Genomic DNA, 22,471 nt, shown 5'->3' with positions numbered 1-22,471 from the left:
TACACCCCTAACTATCTACTCGTTATATATTTTCTCTTCAAGTAACTGTTTTTGATAAAATTCATAATACAAACCTTTGCTCTGCAATAGCTGAATATGGTTGCCTTTTTCAACAATTTTGCCTTCATCTAATACTATGATTTCATTACAATCTTTAATAGTGGATATTCTATGAGCAATAAGTATTGTTGTTTTGTTTTTCATTTCATCTTTAAGACCTTGGAGAATCTTCTCTTCTGTATCCGTATCTACAGCCGATAGAGAGTCATCAAAAATTAATATTTGAGGCTTCTTAATTAACGCCCTAGCTATGGATGTTCTTTGTTTTTGGCCACCTGAAAGCGTCACACCTCTTTCTCCAACAAAGGTTTCGTATCCATTAGTAAAGTCTATAATATTTTCATGAACTTCAGCAATCCTTGCTACATTTTCAACCTCATCCATAGAAAAGTTATCTACACCAAAGGCTATATTCTCTGCAATTGTAGTTGAAAATAAAAAGCTGTCTTGGTCAACATACCCGATATTATCCCGTAAAAACTTTAGTTTGATTTTGGCTATATTATGATTATCTAAAGAAATTGTCCCTTCTTCTATATCATAAAGCCTTAAAAGTAGATTAATAATTGTTGTTTTTCCACTACCTGTTTTCCCTATAATACCTAAGCTACTACCTGATGGTATGTATACAGAAAAGTTTTCTAAGGCATTGTAATTGCTATTAGGATATTTAAAAGTAACATTATCAAATACAATATCTCCTTTAAAATTATCAAGATCAATTGCATCTGGTGCATCTATTATTTCTGGTTCCACATCCAAAATGCTATTTATTCTTTCCATAGATGCAGCCCCTCTTTGGAGCATATTAATTACCCATCCTATAGCCATCATTGGCCAGACGAGCAAAGATAAATAAGTATTGAAGGCAACAAAGTCACCTAGAGATATTTGTCCGTATATTACTAATGTGCTTCCGTAAAAAATAGCGATTAAAAAACTAAGGGATGCCATTAATTGAATAAAAGGATGAAACATTCCAAATAATTTTACTAAAGTCATGTTTTTATTGAATAAAAGCCTATTTTTATCACTAAACTTCTTAACTTCCGCTTCCTCTTGAACAAAAGATTTTATTACTCTTATTCCAGCAAAGTTTTCCTGCACAGTATCAGTTAAAGCTGAAAAAGCTTCTTGAACAGATTTAAATCTAGCATTTATTTTCTTACCAAACTTGCCTATGGCATATGCTAAAAATGGCAGAGGTATTAATGCAAAAAAAGTCAAACGTAGATCTGTAGTAGTAGCCATCATAGAGATAGCTATTGCAGTCATAAATATTGCATCTGTCATCATTACTACTCCAGGACCCAAAGCCATTCGTATTGCATTTATATCGTTAGTAGCATGAGCCATTAAGTCTCCTGTTTTATGTGTATTATAATAGTTGGTAGAAAGAGATTGGAGATGAGTAAATAGCTTATTTCTAAGCTCATATTCTAACCTTCTTGAGACACCAATAATGTACATTCTCCATAAAAATCGAAAAAATGCAATACTGATTCCTATTGCAATAATATAAAGTCCGTAACGTAATAAACTTTCGCGGGTTAAATGACCCGAGGAAACATCATCAGTAAATCTTCGTAGTACTTCCGGTACAAGTAATTGGAGTACGTCTACAATTAAAAGCCAAAGTACTCCTAATATATAGTACCATTTGTTTTTAATCAAGAAATCTTTCAATCGTTTAAAGTGCTTCACTGTATTCACCTCTCAAGATATTTTGCCACACTAAACTTTTTATTCTATAAAATTCAAAAAATTCCTTTAATATAATGAAATCTTATTTTAAATTATTTTAGTATAAGCAAAATACTTTAGGCAACAATAAACAAAAATTGATTTTAGTGTTAATGAGGTTCTTATAATTGGATTCAAATTAGGGGAGTTAGCTTTTCCTAAGAGATTTTTTGAGACCCCAAGTTTAGACGAATTTTTAATAGAAGATAAATTAGATAGATTATTATTAAAATATATAGATACAATTAAAAATATTAAGACTGAGAATAATGATTTAGATACTATTACATTATTCAATACATGGGAACAAGATAAAAGTATGGTTTAAATACATAATTTAAGTATAAACTAGCAAAATAATAACAGAAGGAGGTGTTATATATGAATTTAACTACAAAGGATATGATTACGAAAAAGCTATTAGATGCGCAGGAAATGGTTAGAGATTTTGAAATGCTTTCAAAGCAGACTGAGGACAAGGAAGTAGCATCTTTATTTAAAAATTTTGCTGAAGAAAGTGGTACACACGCTAGAGAGCTACAAAGATTAGCGGATAAATATAGAAGAGACTAAAAGTAGGCACGGATTACGTGCCTTATTTTATTGTATAGCAAAGTAAAAAAATCAAATTTATGAAAACTTTTAAAGAAGTGGGACTCTGGCAATAATAGGAGAAACTGATATAATGTAATTATATAAGACTTGAAGGATGTTGATGATAGATGAAACATTTTGAAAATATTAAGCTTTACAAAGATAAGGGAGAACATTTATATATTCAGCTCTATAAAGCAATAAAAAAGCTTATTATGGAAGAAAGACTTAGTAAGGATGACAAGTTACCACCTATACGTAAATTAGCGCAAAAATTAGACGTTAATAATGTTACTGTGGTAAACGCTTATCATATTTTAGAACAAGAGGGTTTAGTATATAAGAAAATGGGAAGTGGTACTTATATTTCACCTGATTTTCTGACTTATATCTCTGAGGAAGCAGAAGATCAAAAAATAATTGAGGGCTTAGGGTCTCTTTCTCTTATAGAACAGGGGCAAATTCAAATTAAAAATGACATGATTAATTTTGCTAGTGCTACTCCTATGGCGGAACTGTTTCCTGTAGATGATTTTAAAGAAGCTTTAAATGAAGTTTTGGACAGAGATAAGGGGCATGCCTTTGACTATCAAGAAAGCCAGGGGTATTTACCTTTAAGAGAAGCGTTGATAAAATATGTAAGAGAATACAATATATTTGCAGATATAAATAGTTTACAAATTATTTCGGGAGCCCAACAGGGTATAGATATTATTGCAAAGGCATTATTAAATTATGGAGATACAGTTATTGTTGAAAATCCTTCATATACTGGGGCGATAGCTTCTTTTAAATCAAGAGGAGCTAAAATTATCGATGTTAATCTTATAGATGATGGTATCGATATTGATGATTTAGAAAGAAAAATACGCATTTTTAGGCCTAAATTTTTATATTTAATGCCTAATTTTCAAAATCCAACGGGAATATCCTATAGTAGAAGTAAAAAAGAGGAAATTATTAATTTATGTAAACAATATAATATGTATATTGTGGAAGACGACTATTTAAGCGATTTAAACTTTTATTCATGCGATAATACTACTTTAAAAAGCTTAGACATTAATAATGATTTAGTTATTTATGTAAAGAGTTTTTCGAAAATATTTATGCCGGGGTTAAGGCTAGGATTTTTAATAGCTCCATCTATATTTTATGATCATTTACTTTTTGCAAAACATTCCTCTGATATTTCTACATCTGGTCTTCTACAGAGGGCTTTAGAACTTTACTTTACGAGAGGAACTTGGAAAGAGCATATTAAGTATATGGAAAAAAAGTATAAGAGTGGCTTTGATACGATGTTAAGAAGCATTGAAGAGTACATGCCATCACAAGTTGAGTATATACATCCAAAGGGTGGAGTTAACTTTTGGTTTAAGTTACCTATGGAAATTTCTTCAAGGGAATTATATGAGAGGGCTATTAGAAAAAATGTTGCTTTAGCTCCTGGAAACTTATTCTTTATTCATCAAAACGATAACAATCACTTCAGATTAAGCATTGCTTCTGTTAACAATTATGAAATAGAACAGGGAATAATAATAATAAGTAATATTATCAAAGAACTAATAAACGATATAAGTAGAAGTGGACTAAATGAAGAAAAATATAGACCTATTTTATAATATGTAGGAAATTATAAATTGTATTAATATACACTTTCTGTAAAATACATTTCGACAAAGCCTTCTTTAACTAAAAAAATTTATTAGAAGTCTTTGTTATAAAGATATCATTGAAAGGGGCACAATTATGGAAAAAGTGAAAATAATCTATAATCCAAACTCGGGAAGGCAAATAGTGCAGAAGAATATACCTAACCTAGTTGAATTTTTAAATAAAAATAACTATCATGTAGATATTTTTCCAACAGAGAAGCAGTTAGATGCTATGCATGCGGCTTCTGATGCTTGTAAAGATAAATATAATATAATTATAGCAATAGGAGGAGATGGTACTGTTAATGAGGTTGTAAATGGTATTATGAATAATACCTATAGACCCAAATTAGCAGTTTATCCTGCAGGTACTGTAAATGATTTTTCTAACTATTTAAAAATTCCACGTATAATGGAAGAGTTTGCTCAATTAATAATTAGGGGAAATACCATTAAAGTTGATGTTGGGTTAGGAGGAGATAGGTACTTCTTAAATGTTGCTGCAGCAGGATTGCTGACAGATGTAGCTTATAAGGTTTCCTCGGAATCAAAAACTGTTTTGGGTAAGTTCGCATATTATTTAGAGGGTATTAAAGAATTACCAAAACAAATGTTTAAGCCTATAAAAATACGGACGCGCATTGGAGAAGTCGAAGAAGATAGAGAAGTATTGTTTTTTCTTTTAGCAAATAGTGCTTCCGTAGGTGGATTTAGATATATTGCTCCAGAGGCTAGCATTAATGATGGTAAATTTGATTTATTAATTGTTGAAAAAAGTGAATTTATTGATGTTGCAAGTATTTTTGTTAAAGCTTTAATAGGTAACCATACTAATCATCCTAATTTGGAGTATATACAGGTAGATGGATTAAGTGTCGAATGTAATGAAGATATATATGTTGATTTGGATGGAGAACAGGGTGGAAAGTTTCCTATGAATTTCGAAATAAAAAAAGAAGCCATTGAAGTATTTATTCCATAAGCAAAAAAATATTATAATTAATTTGAATTTGTTAAAAAAAGTTTATAAATATGATAAAATAAGTGTAATATTTTCAATCAGGAGGTAGGATATGCAAGAAATTAGGTATGATGATAACATTACAGAAATAGAGAAAGAGCTAAGGTACCTGTGTACAATTATTAAGCAAAAGGGTCGGGAAATTTTAACGGATTTTTCTATTACACCTCCACAATTTGAAGCTTTACAATATTTGATAAATAATGAAGACATAACTATAGGAGAATTAAGTAGCAAAATGTTTTTAGCATGTAGTACAATAACAGATCTAGTGGATAGAATGGAAAAAAATCAATTGGTAAAAAGAGTACGTGATGAAAAAGACAGAAGAGTAGTGAGAGTTCAAGTATTAGAAAAGGGACATGAACTCATTAATGAAGTTCTACATGCTAGAAGAAACTACTTAGCTGACGTTCTTAAAGAAGTAAGTCAACAGCAGCGAGGGTTTATATTAGAAGGTATATCTAAGGTTTATGAGAAGACGGTAGAAGATGTTAGTAAAAGATAGAAAATTATCGGGGAAGTGGTGCTATGGAGTTAATAAATAGTCGTTATAAAATTTTAAAATCTCTAGAGCAAGAGCATTATTATAGTCAATACATAGCATTGGATTTAATAAAAAAGGGGGAAAAGGTTTTGTTACATTTGGTAAATGATACTCAAATTACAAGACCTTTTATTGAATATTGCAATAGTAATTTTTATGAGATTTCATCGTACAACCAGGAAAGTATCATGAGTATATATAGTTATGGAATTGTTGAAATAATGGACGATAAGCCTATTGAAGAGACTATATTCTTCTATACTACAGAGTATGTGGATTCAATTAATTTAACAGATATAGACAAACCACTTGAAGAATATGATTTGCTGGATATATATAAGCAAATTTCCCGTGCACTAGATTTTCTTTATTATCATGGAATAGTATATAAGTATATAGGTGTAGAGACCGTTAAAGTAATTAAAAAAGAGAATAAGTTTACTGTAAAGCTATTGGATATAGTTAGTATATATAGAATGGAAATAATGAAAACATATTTCCATCCTTTGACATGCAGTTTTTTTGCACCAGAACTTAGATGTGGCATGGAATTAGGTGTTTATACTGACATATATTCTTTAGGATCATTGCTTTACTATTTACTTACATTAACTTTATTAGACAATAGTTGTATAACTTCACGAAACGAAGACCATCTTAAGGATGGTAGTTTGAAAGGTAAGTTATTTAATATGATTCAAAAAATGACAAGTAATGATATTGATATGAGATATATGGCAATACATGAATGCAATGATACTATTAGAAATATTTATGGTCTTAACAAAGTCATTGAAAATCTTAAGGATGTAGATAAGATTAATTTTAAAACTTCACTTATTGGGAGAGATCAAGAACTGAGGAAAATACTTGATGTTTGTGAAATAAGAGAAGATCGAATAAGAAAGTTTAATAAAAATCTAGTGCTTATAAATGGTGATAAAGGTATTGGAAAAACAAGACTAATAAATGAAGTCTTCCACTTAATTAAGTGGAAGAAATATAAATCCTTTCGTGTTACTATTAACCAACAAGCAGAAGGTTCTAGAGAAATAATAGGTAGTGTTCTTAAACAATTTATTAAAATATCATCTGAATTATATATTACAAAGTATGGAAGAGAACTAATAAAGTTAGTTCCAGAACTAGGTAGTAACAGAAATATTATACCATCTCAAATTTTATCGAATGATCAGGAAGTACTAAGGCTTTATAACCGCGTAGCCAACTTTATGTTTGACGTATCCTTAATTCATCCTTGTGTTATTTTAATCGATGACTTTCATTTAGCTGACAGGTATATGATAGAGTTCGTAGATTATTTACTTAATTTAAATAAGATTAAGAAGGCTCCTTTATTACTAATATTAGGTTATATGGATGGACATTTTTATTGTAATAAAAATAAAGATTATATAAATAAGTGGTCCATAGATAATGCTTTAAGCATAAAGCTAAGCAGCTTAACTATAGAAGAGACTGCTAAGCTGGTTAAGCATATTTTAGGATGGCACAAGGAACCTCTAAATTTTGCAAGTCGCATTATGAAAGATACAGAAGGAACACCAAGTCATATTGAGGAAATAATAAAGGAGCTATATTCACAGAAATTACTGGAAATTAATTATAGCACCAATTATAAGGGGTTTGCCCCAATCATAAGTGTAGATGATTATAATAAAATTGCACTTTCCCAAAATATCGATGAATCAATTTTGAAGCAACTACGATCTTTAGATAATACAGCAAGGGAGATTTTAGATGTAGTTTCATTATTTAACACTTCGATTTCAAAGGATATTATTAGTGGTATGCTAGGAACTATAAAAAATGATTACGATGATTATTTTTCAAGCTTAACTCAGCTAAGGATTTTGAATGAAAAGCTTGACGACTGGGGATATACCTATGGATTCCATAACAAGGATTTTAAAAAAAATATATATAATAATATAGATGAAGATAGAAGAATACTTCTACATATTAAAGCAAGCAATATACTAGAGGAGCTATATATAAAAGAAGGTAGAGAGAATAAGGAAGAGTTGATATATCACTTAATACATTCGGGCCAAAAAGATAAGTCCATCAACTATTGTATAGAATCAGGTATTAGAATGCTAAAGTTTTTTATTTATGAACAGGCACATACTTTCTTTAAACGGGCTTATGAATTATTGGAGGATGATACAGACAGGAGGAAATTAACTGTTTTAATATATCTTGGAGATGTTAGTCAGAATTTATCTAAAAATAATGATGCAATTTATTATTTTAATTATGCTATAAAGTTAGCTAATTTGCAAAATGTACCTAAGAAATCTATAGATGCAAAAATTAAAATTGGACTAATATATTCAATTCGAAATGAATTTGATTTGGCATTAACTTATCTAAATGAATCTATAGATGAGGCAAATAAAATTAAATATGTTAATGGAACTATGGAAGCAGCTTATTTATTAGGTAGAGCATATATGCAAATGAGAGAGTTACAAAAAATGAAAGCTATTTCAGTGCAATACTTTGATTATGCCTTTGTACAAAACAACCTATATTACATGGGAATGTTCATGGGACTAAGGGGTATTGTTGAGTATTTTGAGGAAAACGTAGTAATTGCATTAGAACTTTTTAAGGAGAGCGTAGAGTATTTAGAAAAGGCTGATAAGAGCGAAGAAACAGCTCGGCCGATTAATAATATTGGCGTAATATATCATGATCATTTTCAAGATACTCATAATGCAAGGGTTTACTTTCAAAAGGCGCTAAAAATTTCTGAGCAATTTCGTAGAACTGATTGTATCATTACTTTCAGTAATAACATTGCTGAAACCTATATTACGGAGCATGATTATTATAAGGCTATAGATGTTTTAAAGAAAAGCATTGAGCTTGCACTTGAATATGGGGAAGAAATTTCAACCTTAATGGTATATAGCAATCTAATTGTAAGCTATACAAATATAGGAGAATACAAACAAGCGTATATGTATTTGCTAAAAGCAAATGTAATTTACAAAAATAGAAACGTTAATCGTAAGGCAATATATTTAGAAACATATCTTGAAGCTTGTGCAAAACTATATATGGCAATGGGAGCCTATAATGAGGCTTTGCAAATAATTAAAGAATTTTTTGAAAAGTTTTCTCATGCTGAGCTTTTAATACAACTACGCATGCGAAAATTATATTATTTTGCAAAATACAATTCGGGGGAATTGGTCGAAGATAAAGAACTCATTGAGCTAATTAACGACTATAGAGAAACGCCCTATGTAAGGGATAAAAGAATGATTCTATTAGAAGGAGCTAATTACTTTATAAATAAATTAATGATTTCAGAAGCTAAATGTCTTTTAGACGAAGATGTTGATTTAGCTAATACTGTAAATAATGATTATTTTATTTTGAAGAGAAAATATGTTGGAAGTTTTCTATTAAATAAGAAACAACAGATAGTTGCTCTAGAAGACCTAATTTTAAATAAAAAATTAGATCAATTTAAGGAGATACAATGGAATGTGTATGCCCAGCTTGGAAGTTCATATCTACAGTCTAGAGCATATTTAAGATCAATTAATAGTTTCTTGAATGCTCTAGATGTTATATATGTACTATTCAATACAATACCTTTCGAGTTTAAAAGATTATATTTACTAAAAGATGATAAGTTTTTGGTAAGAATAAATTTATTTATAATTGAAAAATTGATTAATGGTAAGAAATCAAAAGACTTCCTAGATATTAATGACGAAAATTATGAAAAGTATAAGGTTAAGTTGCTATCTGATAATAACTTAGAAGGTTTTTTTGATATTGTAGAACTTCAAAGTATTTTAAAAAATAGAAAATTTTATAAGTTAGCTTTAGAACATTATGATAAGTTTAATGGAACCAATATTACAAGTATAGAACAATTGGTAGCCTCATTTACTGATAATAATATTAAAAATTTAGATCTTTTATTACAGCTAGCATGCAGAACTACATTGGCATCTAGAGGTGCAATAATAGGGGAAGAAGGCCATAAAACTATAACATCAGTAGGACAGAGTATACCTCAAGATAAAATTAACAGTATATTAGAGAATGTGTCTAGCGTTAACAAAGAAGTTTTTAGCAAAAGCAGTCTAAGTCCTACTAGAGATTTCAATAGGGAATACTTTAGAAACGATACAAGAGGGGTGATTTGTTTACCTATCTATAAAGAAAATGAAAATGGAAATAGTGAAAATGTGCAAGAAAATAATAGGAAGAACTATAATAAATTTCAGAAAAAAATTATAGGATATTTATATTTAGAAACAGACAAAGCTCTTAATAATTTTTCGGAAGAGACTTTAAAGCTTTGTAAAAATCTTTTGCCTTTAGCAGGTATATTGCTTACTAATCATTATTTGACCATTTTTTCATCTATTGATAAGATGACGGGAACATATATGAGAAAATATTTTGAGCAAGTTTTTGATGAAGAAATTGAATATGCAAAAGAAATAAACCAGCCACTTTCGATTATTATGTTAGATATCGACCATTTTAAAAATGTGAATGATATTTATGGACATCAAAAAGGTGATATTGTATTGACGGAAATAGGTAAAATTATTAGAAGTAATATTCGTACCACAGATTATGTAGGTAGATATGGTGGTGAGGAGTTCATTATATTATTACCTGGAGCAAATAAAGTTGAAGCCTATACTGTAGCAGAAAAAGTAAGGAATAAAGTTCAAAGTTCCAAGTTACTTGGAAGCAATGCTCAACTAACTATAAGCTGTGGAATTGCAAGTTTTCCTACTGATGCAAATAAGCAGATTCAAATTATAGAAAGGGCGGATCAAGCTCTTTATAATGCTAAGGAAAATGGTAGAAATAGAAGTGTTATGTGGGAAAAAGACATTATTTTAGGCAGTAAGAGAGTTGATAAACTCGCAGGAATTGTAACGGGGAATATTGTACATGATCAAAGAAATGTTCTCGTCATTACTGAAATAATTGAATTAATTAGTAGAAATAGTACGATAAAAGAAAAGATATTTACAGTTCTAGGAAGATTAATAGAAATATTAGAGGCTGAAGAAGGTATACTTTTTACTGTTGAAGATAATAAAATTCACAAAAAATATTATCGTAGACGGTTTATTGAAGACTGGGTGCCGCCATTTATATTTAATGAAAATCTTGTAAAAAGTGTGATTATAAGTATGGAAGGTAAATATATTATAGATTGGGAAAGTATAAATAGCTTTGATATATTAACTAACACACCAAATTGGAAATCTGTAATTATTATTCCTGTTGTAGTTAATGAAAAGGTTTGTGGTGTAATTTACCTATCGGTTTCAATAAAAGAAAAGGAATTTGACTATAATGCATATAACTTAGTTAAAATTACAAGTAATGTAATCGGTGCACTTTTAAAGACTAGTAGATAGGATATATTATAATGAAATTATAAGGAAGGGATAACCCTTCCTATTTTGTATACTTAAAGATTGAAGCAGGTTAAATATATGAAAAAAGAAGGTAAAGTTATATTTTTATAGAATATTTTAATAAATCAGAGTATATCTAAATTATAAGATTCACATAATCATAAGAATATAAATTAAATACTAGGAGGTATAAATATGGAAAAAATTATTATCGATGGAAATAGCTTGACTTTAGAAGAAATAATTAAAGTATCTAGAAAGTTTTACAAAGTGGAATTATCAGATGAAGCTATTGAGAGAGTTAATAAAAATCGAAAAGTAGTTGATAGATATGTAGAAGAAGAGAGAGTAGTTTATGGGATAACTACAGGTTTTGGTAAATTTAGTGATATAGTCATCTCAAAGGATGAAACTGAAGACCTACAAAGAAATTTGATTGTTAGTCATGCTTGTGGTGTTGGTAATCCCCTTGAAGAGGATATAGTAAGAGCTATTATGCTATTAAGAGTTAATGCTTTAGCTAAAGGCTATTCTGGTATTAAATTAGATACATTAAATACATTAGTTAGAATGTTAAATGAAGGAGTTCATCCTATTATTCCAGAAAAAGGATCATTAGGTGCCAGTGGTGATTTAGCGCCATTATCTCATATGGTTTTAGTTATGATGGGAGAAGGCGAGGCTATTTACAAAGGTAGATTGATGGATGGTAAAGATGCCATGAATGATGCAAAAATTGAGCCTGTAAAGTTAACATCTAAAGAAGGTTTAGCATTAATTAATGGAACGCAGGTAATGACTGCCATTGGAGCTATAACACTATATGATTGTAAAAACTTACTTAAGGTATCAGATATAGCAGCCTCTCTTACATTAGAAGCGCAAAGAGGAATTATTAACGCATTTGATAAGAAAGTTCATGAAATAAGACCCCATAAAGGACAAATAGATTGTTCAGTTAATCTAAATAATATGTTAGAAAACAGCAGTTTTATTACAAAGCAAGGTGATATAAGAGTTCAAGATGCCTATACTTTGCGTTGCATTCCACAAATCCATGGTGCTTCTAAAGATGCTGTTAGATATGTGGAAGAAAAGATAAATATAGAGATTAACTCTGCCACTGATAATCCACTGATTTTTACTGAAGAGGATGAGGTTATTTCGGGAGGCAACTTTCATGGACAACCAATGGCATTGTCTTTTGATTTCTTAGGAATAGCTATAGCAGAGCTTGCTAATGTGTCCGAAAGAAGAATTGAAAGGTTAGTTAATCCACAACTAAGTGGTTTACCTGCCTTTTTAACAGAAAAAGGAGGGCTCAATTCTGGTTTTATGATATCACAATATTCAGCAGCATCATTAGTGTCAGAAAACAAAGTATTAGCTCATCCGGCTAGTGTAGATTCAATTCCATCTTCTGCTAATCAAGAAGATCATGTATCTATGGGAACTATAGCTGCAAGAAAGGCTAGAGAGATTTATAAAAATGCTGCTAATGTACTTGCTATCGAGCTAATGGCAGCTGCACAAGGAATAGATTTCTATGAAAATTATACTTTAGGTAAGGGAACTCAAATAGCATATGATACAATTAGAAATCAGGTTTCAAAGCTAAAGGAAGATAGAATAATGTATAGAGATATAAATAGATGTACGAGTCTAATTTTTACTGATAAATTAGTAGAAGCTGTAGAGAGTGAAGTTATATTACTGTAAAGTAAAGGATGGTGCAAAATGATTGTTGATGTGCTTATTAAAGATATATCTCAGCTTATAACAGTAAAGTCTGGTATAAAGGCTAAAAAGGGAAGAGAAATGCAAGACATTGGACTTATTGAAAACGGTTGGATAGCTATTAAAGATAATAAAATAATAGGAGTAGGCAGTGGTGATATAGGATCTGAATTTAAAATACAAGAACATACTTTGATTGTTGATGGTAAAGGCAAAACTGTCACCCCAGGACTTATAGACCCACATACCCATTTAGTCCATGGAGGATCACGAGAAAATGAATTAGCTCTGAAATTAAAAGGTGTTCCATATCTCGAAATATTGAATAAGGGTGGAGGAATTTTAAGTACTGTAAGAGCTACGCAAAACTCTACCTTGGAGGAATTGATTAATCAATCTAAAAAAAGTTTAGATAGAATGTTGACCTATGGTGTAACTACTGTAGAGGTTAAAAGTGGATATGGATTAGAGATAGATACTGAAATTAAACAGTTAGAGGCTATTGATATATTAAATAAACAAAGTAATTCCGATTTAGTTTCTACATTTATGGGGGCACATGCTATTCCTGGGGAATATAGACACAATCCAGATGAATTTGTAGATGTAGTAATAAATGAAATGCTTCCAATAGTAGCAGAAAAAGAATTAGCGGAATTTTGTGATGTATTTTGTGAAGAGGGCGTATTTTCAATAGATCAAACTAGAAAAATACTTAAGGCTGCAGAAAAACTAGGACTGAAATCGAAAATTCATGCTGATGAAATCATATCTTTAGGTGGAGCTGAGTTAGCAGCAGAGTTAGGTGTTGTGTCTGCTGATCATTTGATGGCTGCCAGTGAAAAAGGTTTAAAAATGATGGCAGAAAAAGAGGTAGTTGCTGTGGCGTTGCCTGGTACTTCATTTAATTTAGCTATGGGCAAATATGCAAATGTACGCAAAATGATTGACTATGGTTTGTCTGTTGCTCTAGCAACTGATTATAATCCAGGTAGCTGCCCTACAGAAAATATTCAATTGATTATGAGCCTAGGGTGTTTATATCTTAAGATGACTCCTGAAGAAGTAATAAGTGCAGTTACAATAAATGCTGCTGCAGCAATAAATAGAGAACATGAAATAGGAAGTATTGAAATAGGGAAAAAAGCTGATATAGCTATTTTCGATACACCTAATTTATACTATATTCCTTATCATTTTGGAGTTAATCATGTGGATATAGTAATTAAAAATGGTAAGATTGTTGTTAAAGAAGGTAGATTAATTTAATAAACTAAAACAAGGGTCCATTTATTAGGTCCCTTGTTTTAGTTTATTGATATTTAATAAAATAAATTAAATTTCTAATCTTGGCTATTTAAATAATCCATAACCTTGTCTAGTCTAGATAATTGTTCTTGATTTAAAAATGGCTTTATTCTGTCTATCATTTCTTCGTGGTTAGGTACTGATTTTTTAAGTTTTGCTAACTCATCTAAAATCTCATCTTCTGGCTTATCGCTATATTGGTTAAATAATTCTACAGCTTTTTGATAGTCATCCTCAGAAACCATACTTTTTACTTCCTGGAGCCTACTATAGTCACCAGCCTTAAAAGCCCTTAAAAGTTCATTTAATTTTTTAGAATTCATTATTCTCCCTCCTAAACAATAATTTTCTTTGTAAATGCTTTTCCGTATATAGATATGCAGGAGGTTTATATTTTGCCACTAAAATTATAAAGATAACTTATTTTATATAGTAAAAGATAATATAAAGATTAATAAAACATTTTAGAGAGAATATACATATACTATATAATAGGTCAAATTTGGAAGGAGGCCAACAATGGATAGACAAGAGCAGAGGTTACAGATTCAACCCAATTGGTTAATTTTTTTTCTATTTTTAGTTTTTTTATCACGCAGTGATACCAAAAAATTAGGATTTCAGGAAATGAACTTAGTAGATTTAGATAAAAAAACAAAGTTTCTTAATAGAATAAAAGGATACATGGACCCACAGGAACAATATATTGTTCATAGTGCTGAAACTATATTGCAGATCATTAGAAATGTAAAGGTGCTAATGGAACCTCCACAAATTGCATCGGCAGGAGTAAAATATTCTTCATTTAGTTTAGACGATAGAAAACGTAATATGTTAATGGACATAAGTGAATTTCTTGAAGATGAAAAGAAAATGTTGGTTCATCAAGCAGTAGATTTTGATGTTAAGATTAGAACATTAGAAAAGAAATTAAAAGAAATACATAGTTTATCACAGAACGGAAATCATATGGCAAATATACATGAATATATTGAGGTTTTTGAGCCTATACTTGCTGATGATGTAAAAGAAAAGGTATCCGAGTTTAAAAAAATAGCATCGGTAATAAATGTAATTAGCACTTTGAAAAATAGAGAAAAAATTAGCGAAATGGATATTTTAGAAATTATTCAGCCTTTTATTCATAAGGACCAAAGAGATTCTTTAATGCGCATGGTACAAATATTTAAAGCAGTAACTAGCATGAGTGATGAAACTACTCCTACAGATGATAGTGAAGAACAGTTATCTAAAGAAAGTGACATGGATTATGAAGTTGCAGAAGATATTGAAACACAAACAAATAAAGAAGAAATTGTTATCAAGTGAAGAAATATCGACTTAAATTTATAACATTTTCGTGGTATAATATATAGTAATTTAAAAATAATTGTATATATTAATAATAAATAAAGTTTTAGGAGTGTTATAAATGGTATCTAAAGAAAAAATTAATAGAATTAATGAACTAGCTAGAATATCGAAAGAAAGAGAATTAAGCGCCTTAGAGAAAGAGGAACAACAAAAACTACGTAAAGAATATATAAATTCTTTTAGAAAATCTTTTTCAAAACAGTTAGAAAACATAGAATTAGTAGATTAAATTTTTATACAATCATCCTTATTTATTTTGAGAGGTAATCTTTAAAAATAGATAAAGATGATTTTTATTTTGTCTATAAATAAAAAACTTTGATAAATAAAAGGAAAATTAATGTTAATATAGAATAATAGCTTGTAAAGAAAGAGAGGAAAAAGTTCGATTTAGGAGGTAAAAAAATGTCAGAAAGACAATATGTTATTTTCAAGTTAGAAAATGAAGAATATGCTGTAGATATAATGAATGTTAAAGAAATAAGTGAATATATGGAATGTACTAAGGTTCCAAATTCACCAAATTTTATTAAAGGTATCATTAATTATCGTGGGAATGTAGTACCAGTTATTAATTTACATGAAAAATTTGATATGCTTTCTGCTTCGATCACACCAAATACTAGAATTATAATTTTTGGATTAAATGATAAGCAGGTAGGACTTTTAGTAGATGATGCATCACAAGTATTGACAATCGATGATAAGAGGATAGAAGATGCACCTAATATTATAATGGGATCAGATGATAAATTTATTAGCGGAATAGGAAAGATTGAAAACCGTATGGTTATTATTTTGGATTTAGAAAATCTTTTAAGCGAAGAGGAGAAGAAAAGAATTGAAGTAATTTAAGAATTCAAAACAGATCACACAATATATTGTAGATGCCTATCTTAAATTGACACTATATGTTGGGCGAAATTTTTATTCTACACTAAAAAGAACTAAATTTTGCAAAATCCTTTGTTTATAATTATGTATATAAATATATGATTCTAAACAAAGGAGGAAAATCATGAAAAGAGTTTCTATTATTTTTTTATTTATTCTTACTATTATTTCATATCAAAATGTTATTTTTGCATCCTATAATAGTGAAGCCCTTGTGGAAGAATTACACCAAGAAGTTGAGAGGGTTTTTAAAGAACGAAGCAAGATATGGAATCAGCTTTTAATGGGACAATATGTATCTATTGATGAAATTGAAGAAGATTTAAATGAATTTATTATTGGTCCTCTACTTAAGTTAGATATTGAAATGTTTGAACACATGTTAAATAATCCTACATCATATGAAGGAATTTCAAACGTATCAGTTAAAAGTATTTATGTAGTCAAAAATAGTTTAAATAGGGTAAAATTAGAATGTATCATGTTATGGGATATCTTAGGATATGAAAATGAATATACCGAGGAAATAAAGTACATAGTTGAAATGGAGAACATTAAAGATAGGTGGATGTTGAGTAATTATCAAATAAGCGAATACTAAACAGGAAAGGATCTTTAAAGATCCTTTTTCTATTTATTCATTAGAAGTTTAGGAATAAATTACTATATTCTTATAAAATACTTATTATTGTAAGTAAAATAGAGGGAAGTTGTCGTAGCGTGTAGAATTTATTAGAATAATGATGGAGGTGCTAAAATAAGTGCAGGGTGGAAGTGGAAATAATGATCAAATTACCAAAGTATTAAAGAGAACAATGGACGCTATTTCAGAAGGTAAGAAAGAAATCTTTGAAATATCTGAGGCCGCAAGAAATGAATATAATTCTCTAAAAAAAGAATTAGACGATTTTCAAAGTAAAGTTCAACTTTTAATTAAAGAAGTAGAAATATTAGAGCATCAAGAGCAAATAAGTCGTAAAATATTGTTAACAGTAAGTAAAAATTTTTCAAAGCATAGTGAGGAAAATATCAAAAAGGCTTATGAAAATGCTAATCAGCTACAAATTAAGCTTATTCTAAAAAGACAAGAAGAAAAAGATTTAATTAAAAGAAGAACAGACCTAGAATTAAGATTAAAAAATGCACAAAATATTTTAAAAAGATCTGAAAATCTTATATCTAAGGTTTGTGTAGCTTTTGACTTTCTAAGTGGAGATCTAGAAAATATATCCGATACGCTAGAAGATATGAATCATAGGAGTATTTTGGGAAGAAGAATTATACAGGTACGTGAAGAAGAACACCAAAGAATTGCAAGAGATATTCATGACGGCCCAGCCCAAGCTTTAACTAATGCTATAATAAAAACAGAGGTTTGTGAACGGTTAATAGATATAGATATTATCAAGGCAAAAAATGAAATACAGGAATTGAAGAAAGTTTTAAGAAACAGTATTAAAGATATTAGAGGAATTATATACAATTTACATCCAATGGCACTAGATGACATTGGATTTATACCTACTATTCAAAGATACATACATAACTTTCAAAGTGATACTAATATAGAAGTTGATTTTATTATACTATCGCAAGTTGAAGTAGAGGATAACATTAAAAATATTGCTCTATTTAGAATAGTACAAGAAGCATTAAATAATGTGCAAAAGCATTCTCATGCAACTATGGTTAAAATTAAATTAGAGATGACAAAAAGGAATCTATACGTTCTAATAGAAGATAATGGTATAGGTTTTAATATAAAAGATCTAAAAGGCTACAATAGATATGAAGGAGGTTTTGGTCTATTAAATATGCAGGAAAGAATCGAACTACTTAATGGAACATTTGAAGTGAAAAGCGAAAAAAATTGTGGCACAAAAATTATCATTAATATACCAAATGAAAATTAGGGGGATGAAGTATGAATGATATAAAAGTCTTAATAGTTGATGATCATTCTTTAGTAAGACAGGGGTTAAAACAAATTGTTGAACTAGAGCCGGATATTAAAGTAATAGGATTAGCCGGAGATGGAGAAGATGCAATTATAAAGGTACAAAAACTTAAGCCTGATATTGTTCTGTTAGATATTAATATGCCGAAACTAAATGGAATACAAACTCTGCGAAGATTAAAAGATATGGATAGAACTATTAAAATAATTATGCTTACCTTCTACGAAGACAGAGAATATTTGTTTGAAACTATAAATTTAGGTGCTGATGGTTATGTATTAAAAGATGCAGAAAGCGAAAGTTTAATTAAAGCCATAAGAGATGTATTTCAAGGTTCAAGTTATATTTATCCTACATTAGCAACAGAATTAGTAAAAGAATTTAATCGTAGAGAAGAAAAAGGCAAAAGAGAAATAAATGGAGAAAATTTGACCAAAAGAGAGTATGAGGTTCTAACATTACTTGCAGAAGGATTTAATAATAAAGAAATAGGAGATTGCTTATTTATTAGTGAAAAAACTGTGAAGAACCATGTATCGAATATATTTAAGAAAATTAATGTTAGTGATCGTACACAGGCTGCTATTTATGCATATAAACATAATATTAAAAAGATATAGTTATTATGTAGATTGATATAATTATAATGACGTGGGTATAATGATAAATGAAGACTGTTGTTTTTTTATATAACATTAGAATAGAAAGTGTAAATTATTTATATTAATTTTTAAATTTTTCTTTCAATATAGTGCAATACATATTATTATATAAGTAATATGAAACAACAGGAGGTTTTTGAATGCAAATAATTACTGATAGTTCTTGTGACCTGCCAAAAGAAATTTTGGAAGAAAATAACATTATAGTTGTTCCTTTAAACATTGAAATAGATGGAGAAAACTATGTGGACGGTATAAATTTAACACATGAGGAATTTTATAAGAAAATGAGAGCATCTGAAGGACTTCCCAAAACATCTCAGCCATCACCTCAAAGTTATGTAGATGCATTTAAGAAAGCTGCTCAAAGAACTGGCGAAACATTATGTATACATCTTTCTTCAAAATTAAGTGGTACAATGAATGGTGCAATAATGGTAAGAGAGATGATGGAAAAAAAGATTGAAGTTTTTGACAGTTTAAGTGGATCAATGGGTGTAGGTATGCAAGTATTAAAAGCTTGTGAAATGAGAAAAGAAGGAGCAAGCTTAGAAAAAATAATTGAAAAGCTAAAAGAGTACAGGGATGAAATGAGAGTTGTTGTTTATTTAGAAACCTTAGAAAATGCTGTAAAGGGTGGTAGAGTAAATAGGGTTAAGGAAATGGTTGCAAATCTGTTGAATCTAAAGGCAATAGTACATGTTGAAGAAGGATATGTAAAGATACTAAAGACAATTCGTGGAAAGAAAAGAGCTACTAACTTTATTTTAGAACAAATTGCAGAAAAAAATATGGATTTTAAGGATAGAATTATAGGAATAACTCACTGCGATTGTATTGAAGATGCTTTAGCATTAAAGGAAGAAATAATTAAGCGCTTTAGCCCTGCTGAAGTGTTAGTAACAACAATGGGTCCTGTAATCGGTACCCATTCTGGGCAAGGTGGATTACTAGTTTGTTTTTAAAAAAGGATGGGTTCTCCCATCCTTTTTCATGATAACGATTTTAGTTGTTCTTAATAAAGTGGTTACAAACGAATTGTTGAAATTCTATTTCAAGTGGTGAAGGTGATCTCTGGCTGTGATATACGAAATAAAATTTTCTCTTTAATTCCATATCTCTAATTTTTATATAGTTTAACAGCTTGTATTTAATTTCATCTTCAATTGCACGTTTGGATAATATTGAAATACCTAAACCTCTTCTAATGCATTGCTTTATTGCTTCTGTATTTTCTACATATGCAATAACTTGTAATTGTTTTATATCTATGTTTTGGCTTCTTAAAGTTTCTTCCAGTAAGTTTCTAGTCCCTGATCCTTGTTCTCTTAAAATGAATTTTTCTTTTAGCAAATCATTTAGTGTAATGGAGATATTTTCACTGTCATAAGATTCATTATATGGTGTGACTAAGACGAGTTCATCACTTATAAGCTCCACATATTTTAGTTGATTATGAGGTATTTTAGCACCAACAATGCCAAAATCTATATCACCGTTTATAATTCCTTCTACAACTTGAGCTGAATCATAGTGAAGCATTGAAAAAGTTACATCTGGATAAACTTTATTGAATTCACATATAAGCTCCGGAATAATATATTGTTCAGGAATTGTACTAGAAGCTATTTCTATGTTCCCGACAATCTTTCCTTTAAACTCCCCTAGCTTAAATCGGGCTCTCTCTCTTAAATTAATAATATTAATAGCATAATCATAAAGGACTTCACCAGCCTTAGTTAATGAAATTTTTTTACTAGACCGATTAATCAATACTGTATTTAATTCCTTTTCTAAATTTAAAATATGGCTACTTATGGTTGGTTGTGTAAGATACAAATAATCAGCAGCCTTAGAAAAACTTTTAAATTTGGCAATTGCTACGAATGACTCCAATTGTCTAAAATCCATAACTTCCCACCTTCATGTACATTTCTATATGAAAATTCTACCATTGTTTTATAAAAAGTTCAACTGATTATAAGTTTAGCGGAAAGGATTCACATGTACCAAAACATCTAAAACATCAAGTTCTGAATTAATAATGAAATGTTTTGCTTTTCCTGCAATAGCATGTCCAGCTTCAACTGTTATATTAGGATCGACACAAATTTTTATATCTACAAAATATTTAGGACCATACTGTCGTATTTTTATGTCTTGTATATCTTTAACCCCTTCAGCTTTTCTAGCTGCTTTATCAATTATATCAAATACTTTCTTTGGTGGAGCTGTATCCATTAGAACTTTAATTGCATCAATATAAATAGATATTCCAGTTTTTAAAATTAAAACAGCAACTATAATACCAACAAGAGGGTCCATAATTGTGTACCCTAACAATGCACCAGCAATACCAATTACTGCTGCAATTGATGAAAATGCATCACTACGATTATGCCATGCATCTGCAATTAGGGCTGGACTATTAAGTTCCTTACCTACTTTATATGTATATCTATACATAGCTTCTTTTACAATAATGGATAAAAAGGCTGTATAAATGGCAAAGGATTGAGGTGGACTTATGGCTGGATTTATTAATACTTTATATGATTCATATCCAATACCTATAGCAGTAACCATTAGTATAATAGCTAAAATTTTAGATGTTATAGATTCAGCCCTATGATGTCCATAGGGATGAGATTCATCTGGAGGTTGGTGTGCAATTTTTAAGCCTTGCATAACTACAACTGTACTAAACAAATCAGAGGCAGAGTGAAATGCATCCGCAACTAATGCAGTACTACCTGCAAGTAGTCCAATAACTGCCTTTATTATAGTCAATCCAATATTAACTATAATACCGACAATTGATACTCGCTTAGATTTTTCATAACGAATTTTGTCTTCCATAAAGCACCTACTTTCATATATTAAGTTTAGATTAGTAAGTTTTACTTATTATCTGAATACAACAGCGAGTATATGCAAATACTTTTGATAAATAGTATTTGTAGGAGGAAAAAATGTGGCCAAGATCATTAACTTAAATGATTATAGAGGTGTGAAACAGAGAGAATTCTTTATTAATCTGTATCACTTCCTAAATAAAAATCTAGATTATGGTTTAGATCATATATTAGCACAACTGGATGACGATTTTATCTTTATTTGCCAAAAATACGGAATGGATCCATTATACGTAAATTTTTTTAGGGTTCCAATTATAACCTTTATTACAATTACCTTTGTTAACAATAGTGATATTAAGGATTTTTTTTCTACCACTTTGAATATGGAGAATAATGAAAATAAATCTATGTTTAAGAATACCCTAATAAGAATAATTGAAACTTTTGAAGAGAATTATTGTAGACAAAAATATAGACAAGATTTTGAACTAGAAATGGAAGAGGTTATTGAAAAAGGATTAAAAAGAGTATTAGAAATAGTACCAGATAAAATCATATTAGTGTAGGTGTTGTAATATAATTAAACTATTATTTTTGTTATAATAATTATAATATA

The 22,471-nt window shown here is 29.5% G+C and carries 19 protein-coding genes; 15 read left to right on the top strand and 4 right to left on the bottom strand.

Annotated elements, in window-relative coordinates; translation table 11 throughout:
- Positions 1-15: 15 nt before the first annotated feature.
- On the bottom strand, positions 16-1,764 hold the full coding sequence (locus HYG84_RS15630) for an ABC transporter ATP-binding protein (RefSeq protein ID WP_212378845.1): 1,749 nt from the start codon (positions 1,762-1,764) through the stop codon (positions 16-18).
- Positions 1,765-2,184: 420 nt separating this feature from the next.
- Here HYG84_RS15630 and HYG84_RS15625 point away from each other — a divergent pair, with 420 nt between their 5' ends.
- The 7 genes from HYG84_RS15625 (at position 2,185) to hutI (ending at position 14,070) form a co-directional block, all read left to right on the top strand.
- The gene (locus HYG84_RS15625) at positions 2,185-2,376 is read left to right on the top strand and encodes a hypothetical protein (protein ID WP_212378843.1); all 192 of its coding nucleotides are present in this window, start codon (positions 2,185-2,187) and stop codon (positions 2,374-2,376) included.
- Positions 2,377-2,525: 149 nt separating this feature from the next.
- Entirely contained in the window at positions 2,526-4,025 is a 1,500-nt protein-coding gene (gene pdxR, locus HYG84_RS15620) for a MocR-like pyridoxine biosynthesis transcription factor PdxR (protein ID WP_212378841.1), read from the top strand.
- A gap of 127 nt (positions 4,026-4,152) precedes the next feature.
- Positions 4,153-5,040 carry a YegS/Rv2252/BmrU family lipid kinase gene (locus tag HYG84_RS15615; RefSeq protein ID WP_212378839.1) on the top strand — a complete coding sequence of 296 codons (888 nt, stop codon included), beginning with the start codon at positions 4,153-4,155 and terminating at the stop codon, positions 5,038-5,040.
- 91 nt (positions 5,041-5,131) lie between these two features.
- Positions 5,132-5,587, top strand: a complete 456-nt coding sequence (locus HYG84_RS15610) for a MarR family winged helix-turn-helix transcriptional regulator (RefSeq protein ID WP_212378837.1) — start codon at positions 5,132-5,134, stop codon at positions 5,585-5,587.
- 128 nt (positions 5,588-5,715) lie between these two features.
- Entirely contained in the window at positions 5,716-11,064 is a 5,349-nt protein-coding gene (locus tag HYG84_RS15605; protein WP_212378835.1) for a diguanylate cyclase, read from the top strand.
- 195 nt (positions 11,065-11,259) lie between these two features.
- Complete coding sequence (gene hutH / locus HYG84_RS15600; protein WP_212378833.1) at positions 11,260-12,783, top strand: histidine ammonia-lyase; 1,524 nt, start codon at positions 11,260-11,262, stop codon at positions 12,781-12,783.
- An 18-nt stretch (positions 12,784-12,801) separates the two neighbouring features.
- A complete protein-coding gene (gene hutI / locus HYG84_RS15595; protein ID WP_212378831.1) occupies positions 12,802-14,070 on the top strand; it encodes an imidazolonepropionase in 1,269 nt (422 codons plus the stop codon).
- A gap of 74 nt (positions 14,071-14,144) precedes the next feature.
- Here hutI and HYG84_RS15590 read toward each other — a convergent pair whose 3' ends face one another.
- Positions 14,145-14,432 (bottom strand): hypothetical protein, encoded by a 288-nt coding sequence (locus HYG84_RS15590; RefSeq protein WP_212378829.1) that lies wholly within the window; start codon positions 14,430-14,432, stop codon positions 14,145-14,147.
- Between the two features lie 196 nt (positions 14,433-14,628).
- Between HYG84_RS15590 and HYG84_RS15585 the strand changes: the two genes are divergently transcribed.
- The 7 genes from HYG84_RS15585 (at position 14,629) to HYG84_RS15555 (ending at position 19,962) form a co-directional block, all read left to right on the top strand.
- On the top strand, positions 14,629-15,438 hold the full coding sequence (locus HYG84_RS15585; RefSeq protein ID WP_212378827.1) for a hypothetical protein: 810 nt from the start codon (positions 14,629-14,631) through the stop codon (positions 15,436-15,438).
- 103 nt (positions 15,439-15,541) lie between these two features.
- Positions 15,542-15,712 carry a DUF896 domain-containing protein gene (locus tag HYG84_RS15580; protein ID WP_212378825.1) on the top strand — a complete coding sequence of 57 codons (171 nt, stop codon included), beginning with the start codon at positions 15,542-15,544 and terminating at the stop codon, positions 15,710-15,712.
- Positions 15,713-15,888: 176 nt separating this feature from the next.
- Complete coding sequence (locus HYG84_RS15575) at positions 15,889-16,338, top strand: chemotaxis protein CheW (RefSeq protein WP_212378823.1); 450 nt, start codon at positions 15,889-15,891, stop codon at positions 16,336-16,338.
- A 163-nt stretch (positions 16,339-16,501) separates the two neighbouring features.
- On the top strand, positions 16,502-16,978 hold the full coding sequence (locus HYG84_RS15570) for a hypothetical protein (RefSeq protein ID WP_212378821.1): 477 nt from the start codon (positions 16,502-16,504) through the stop codon (positions 16,976-16,978).
- Positions 16,979-17,138: 160 nt separating this feature from the next.
- The gene (locus HYG84_RS15565; protein WP_249168648.1) at positions 17,139-18,290 is read left to right on the top strand and encodes a sensor histidine kinase; all 1,152 of its coding nucleotides are present in this window, start codon (positions 17,139-17,141) and stop codon (positions 18,288-18,290) included.
- Positions 18,291-18,301: 11 nt separating this feature from the next.
- On the top strand, positions 18,302-18,955 hold the full coding sequence (locus tag HYG84_RS15560; RefSeq protein ID WP_212378819.1) for a response regulator: 654 nt from the start codon (positions 18,302-18,304) through the stop codon (positions 18,953-18,955).
- Positions 18,956-19,137: 182 nt separating this feature from the next.
- Complete coding sequence (locus tag HYG84_RS15555) at positions 19,138-19,962, top strand: DegV family protein (RefSeq protein WP_212378817.1); 825 nt, start codon at positions 19,138-19,140, stop codon at positions 19,960-19,962.
- 40 nt (positions 19,963-20,002) lie between these two features.
- Here HYG84_RS15555 and HYG84_RS15550 read toward each other — a convergent pair whose 3' ends face one another.
- Positions 20,003-20,908 carry a selenium metabolism-associated LysR family transcriptional regulator gene (locus HYG84_RS15550; RefSeq protein ID WP_212378814.1) on the bottom strand — a complete coding sequence of 302 codons (906 nt, stop codon included), beginning with the start codon at positions 20,906-20,908 and terminating at the stop codon, positions 20,003-20,005.
- A 75-nt stretch (positions 20,909-20,983) separates the two neighbouring features.
- A complete protein-coding gene (locus HYG84_RS15545) occupies positions 20,984-21,856 on the bottom strand; it encodes a cation diffusion facilitator family transporter (RefSeq protein WP_212378812.1) in 873 nt (290 codons plus the stop codon).
- Between the two features lie 115 nt (positions 21,857-21,971).
- Between HYG84_RS15545 and HYG84_RS15540 the strand changes: the two genes are divergently transcribed.
- The gene (locus tag HYG84_RS15540) at positions 21,972-22,421 is read left to right on the top strand and encodes a hypothetical protein (RefSeq protein WP_212378810.1); all 450 of its coding nucleotides are present in this window, start codon (positions 21,972-21,974) and stop codon (positions 22,419-22,421) included.
- Positions 22,422-22,471 lie beyond the last annotated feature (50 nt).

Source organism: Alkaliphilus sp. B6464, assembly GCF_018141165.1.
In the GTDB taxonomy this organism is placed as follows: domain Bacteria; phylum Bacillota; class Clostridia; order Peptostreptococcales; family Natronincolaceae; genus Alkaliphilus_B.
The sequence above is the reverse complement of the archived record's forward strand: the minus strand, read 5'-3'. Positions and strand labels throughout refer to the sequence as shown.

Bases quoted from the DNA above. Each gene is read 5' to 3' on its own strand.
- HYG84_RS15625 (WP_212378843.1), top strand. From the start codon at position 2,185: ATGAATTTAACTACAAAGGATATGATTACGAAAAAGCTATTAGATGCG.
- pdxR (WP_212378841.1), top strand. From the start codon at position 2,526: ATGAAACATTTTGAAAATATTAAGCTTTACAAAGATAAGGGAGAACAT.
- HYG84_RS15615 (WP_212378839.1), top strand. From the start codon at position 4,153: ATGGAAAAAGTGAAAATAATCTATAATCCAAACTCGGGAAGGCAAATA.
- HYG84_RS15610 (WP_212378837.1), top strand. From the start codon at position 5,132: ATGCAAGAAATTAGGTATGATGATAACATTACAGAAATAGAGAAAGAG.
- hutH (WP_212378833.1), top strand. From the start codon at position 11,260: ATGGAAAAAATTATTATCGATGGAAATAGCTTGACTTTAGAAGAAATA.
- hutI (WP_212378831.1), top strand. From the start codon at position 12,802: ATGATTGTTGATGTGCTTATTAAAGATATATCTCAGCTTATAACAGTA.
- HYG84_RS15590 (WP_212378829.1), bottom strand. From the start codon at position 14,432: ATGAATTCTAAAAAATTAAATGAACTTTTAAGGGCTTTTAAGGCTGGT.
- HYG84_RS15585 (WP_212378827.1), top strand. From the start codon at position 14,629: ATGGATAGACAAGAGCAGAGGTTACAGATTCAACCCAATTGGTTAATT.
- HYG84_RS15580 (WP_212378825.1), top strand. From the start codon at position 15,542: ATGGTATCTAAAGAAAAAATTAATAGAATTAATGAACTAGCTAGAATA.
- HYG84_RS15575 (WP_212378823.1), top strand. From the start codon at position 15,889: ATGTCAGAAAGACAATATGTTATTTTCAAGTTAGAAAATGAAGAATAT.
- HYG84_RS15570 (WP_212378821.1), top strand. From the start codon at position 16,502: ATGAAAAGAGTTTCTATTATTTTTTTATTTATTCTTACTATTATTTCA.
- HYG84_RS15560 (WP_212378819.1), top strand. From the start codon at position 18,302: ATGAATGATATAAAAGTCTTAATAGTTGATGATCATTCTTTAGTAAGA.
- HYG84_RS15555 (WP_212378817.1), top strand. From the start codon at position 19,138: ATGCAAATAATTACTGATAGTTCTTGTGACCTGCCAAAAGAAATTTTG.
- HYG84_RS15550 (WP_212378814.1), bottom strand. From the start codon at position 20,908: ATGGATTTTAGACAATTGGAGTCATTCGTAGCAATTGCCAAATTTAAA.
- HYG84_RS15545 (WP_212378812.1), bottom strand. From the start codon at position 21,856: ATGGAAGACAAAATTCGTTATGAAAAATCTAAGCGAGTATCAATTGTC.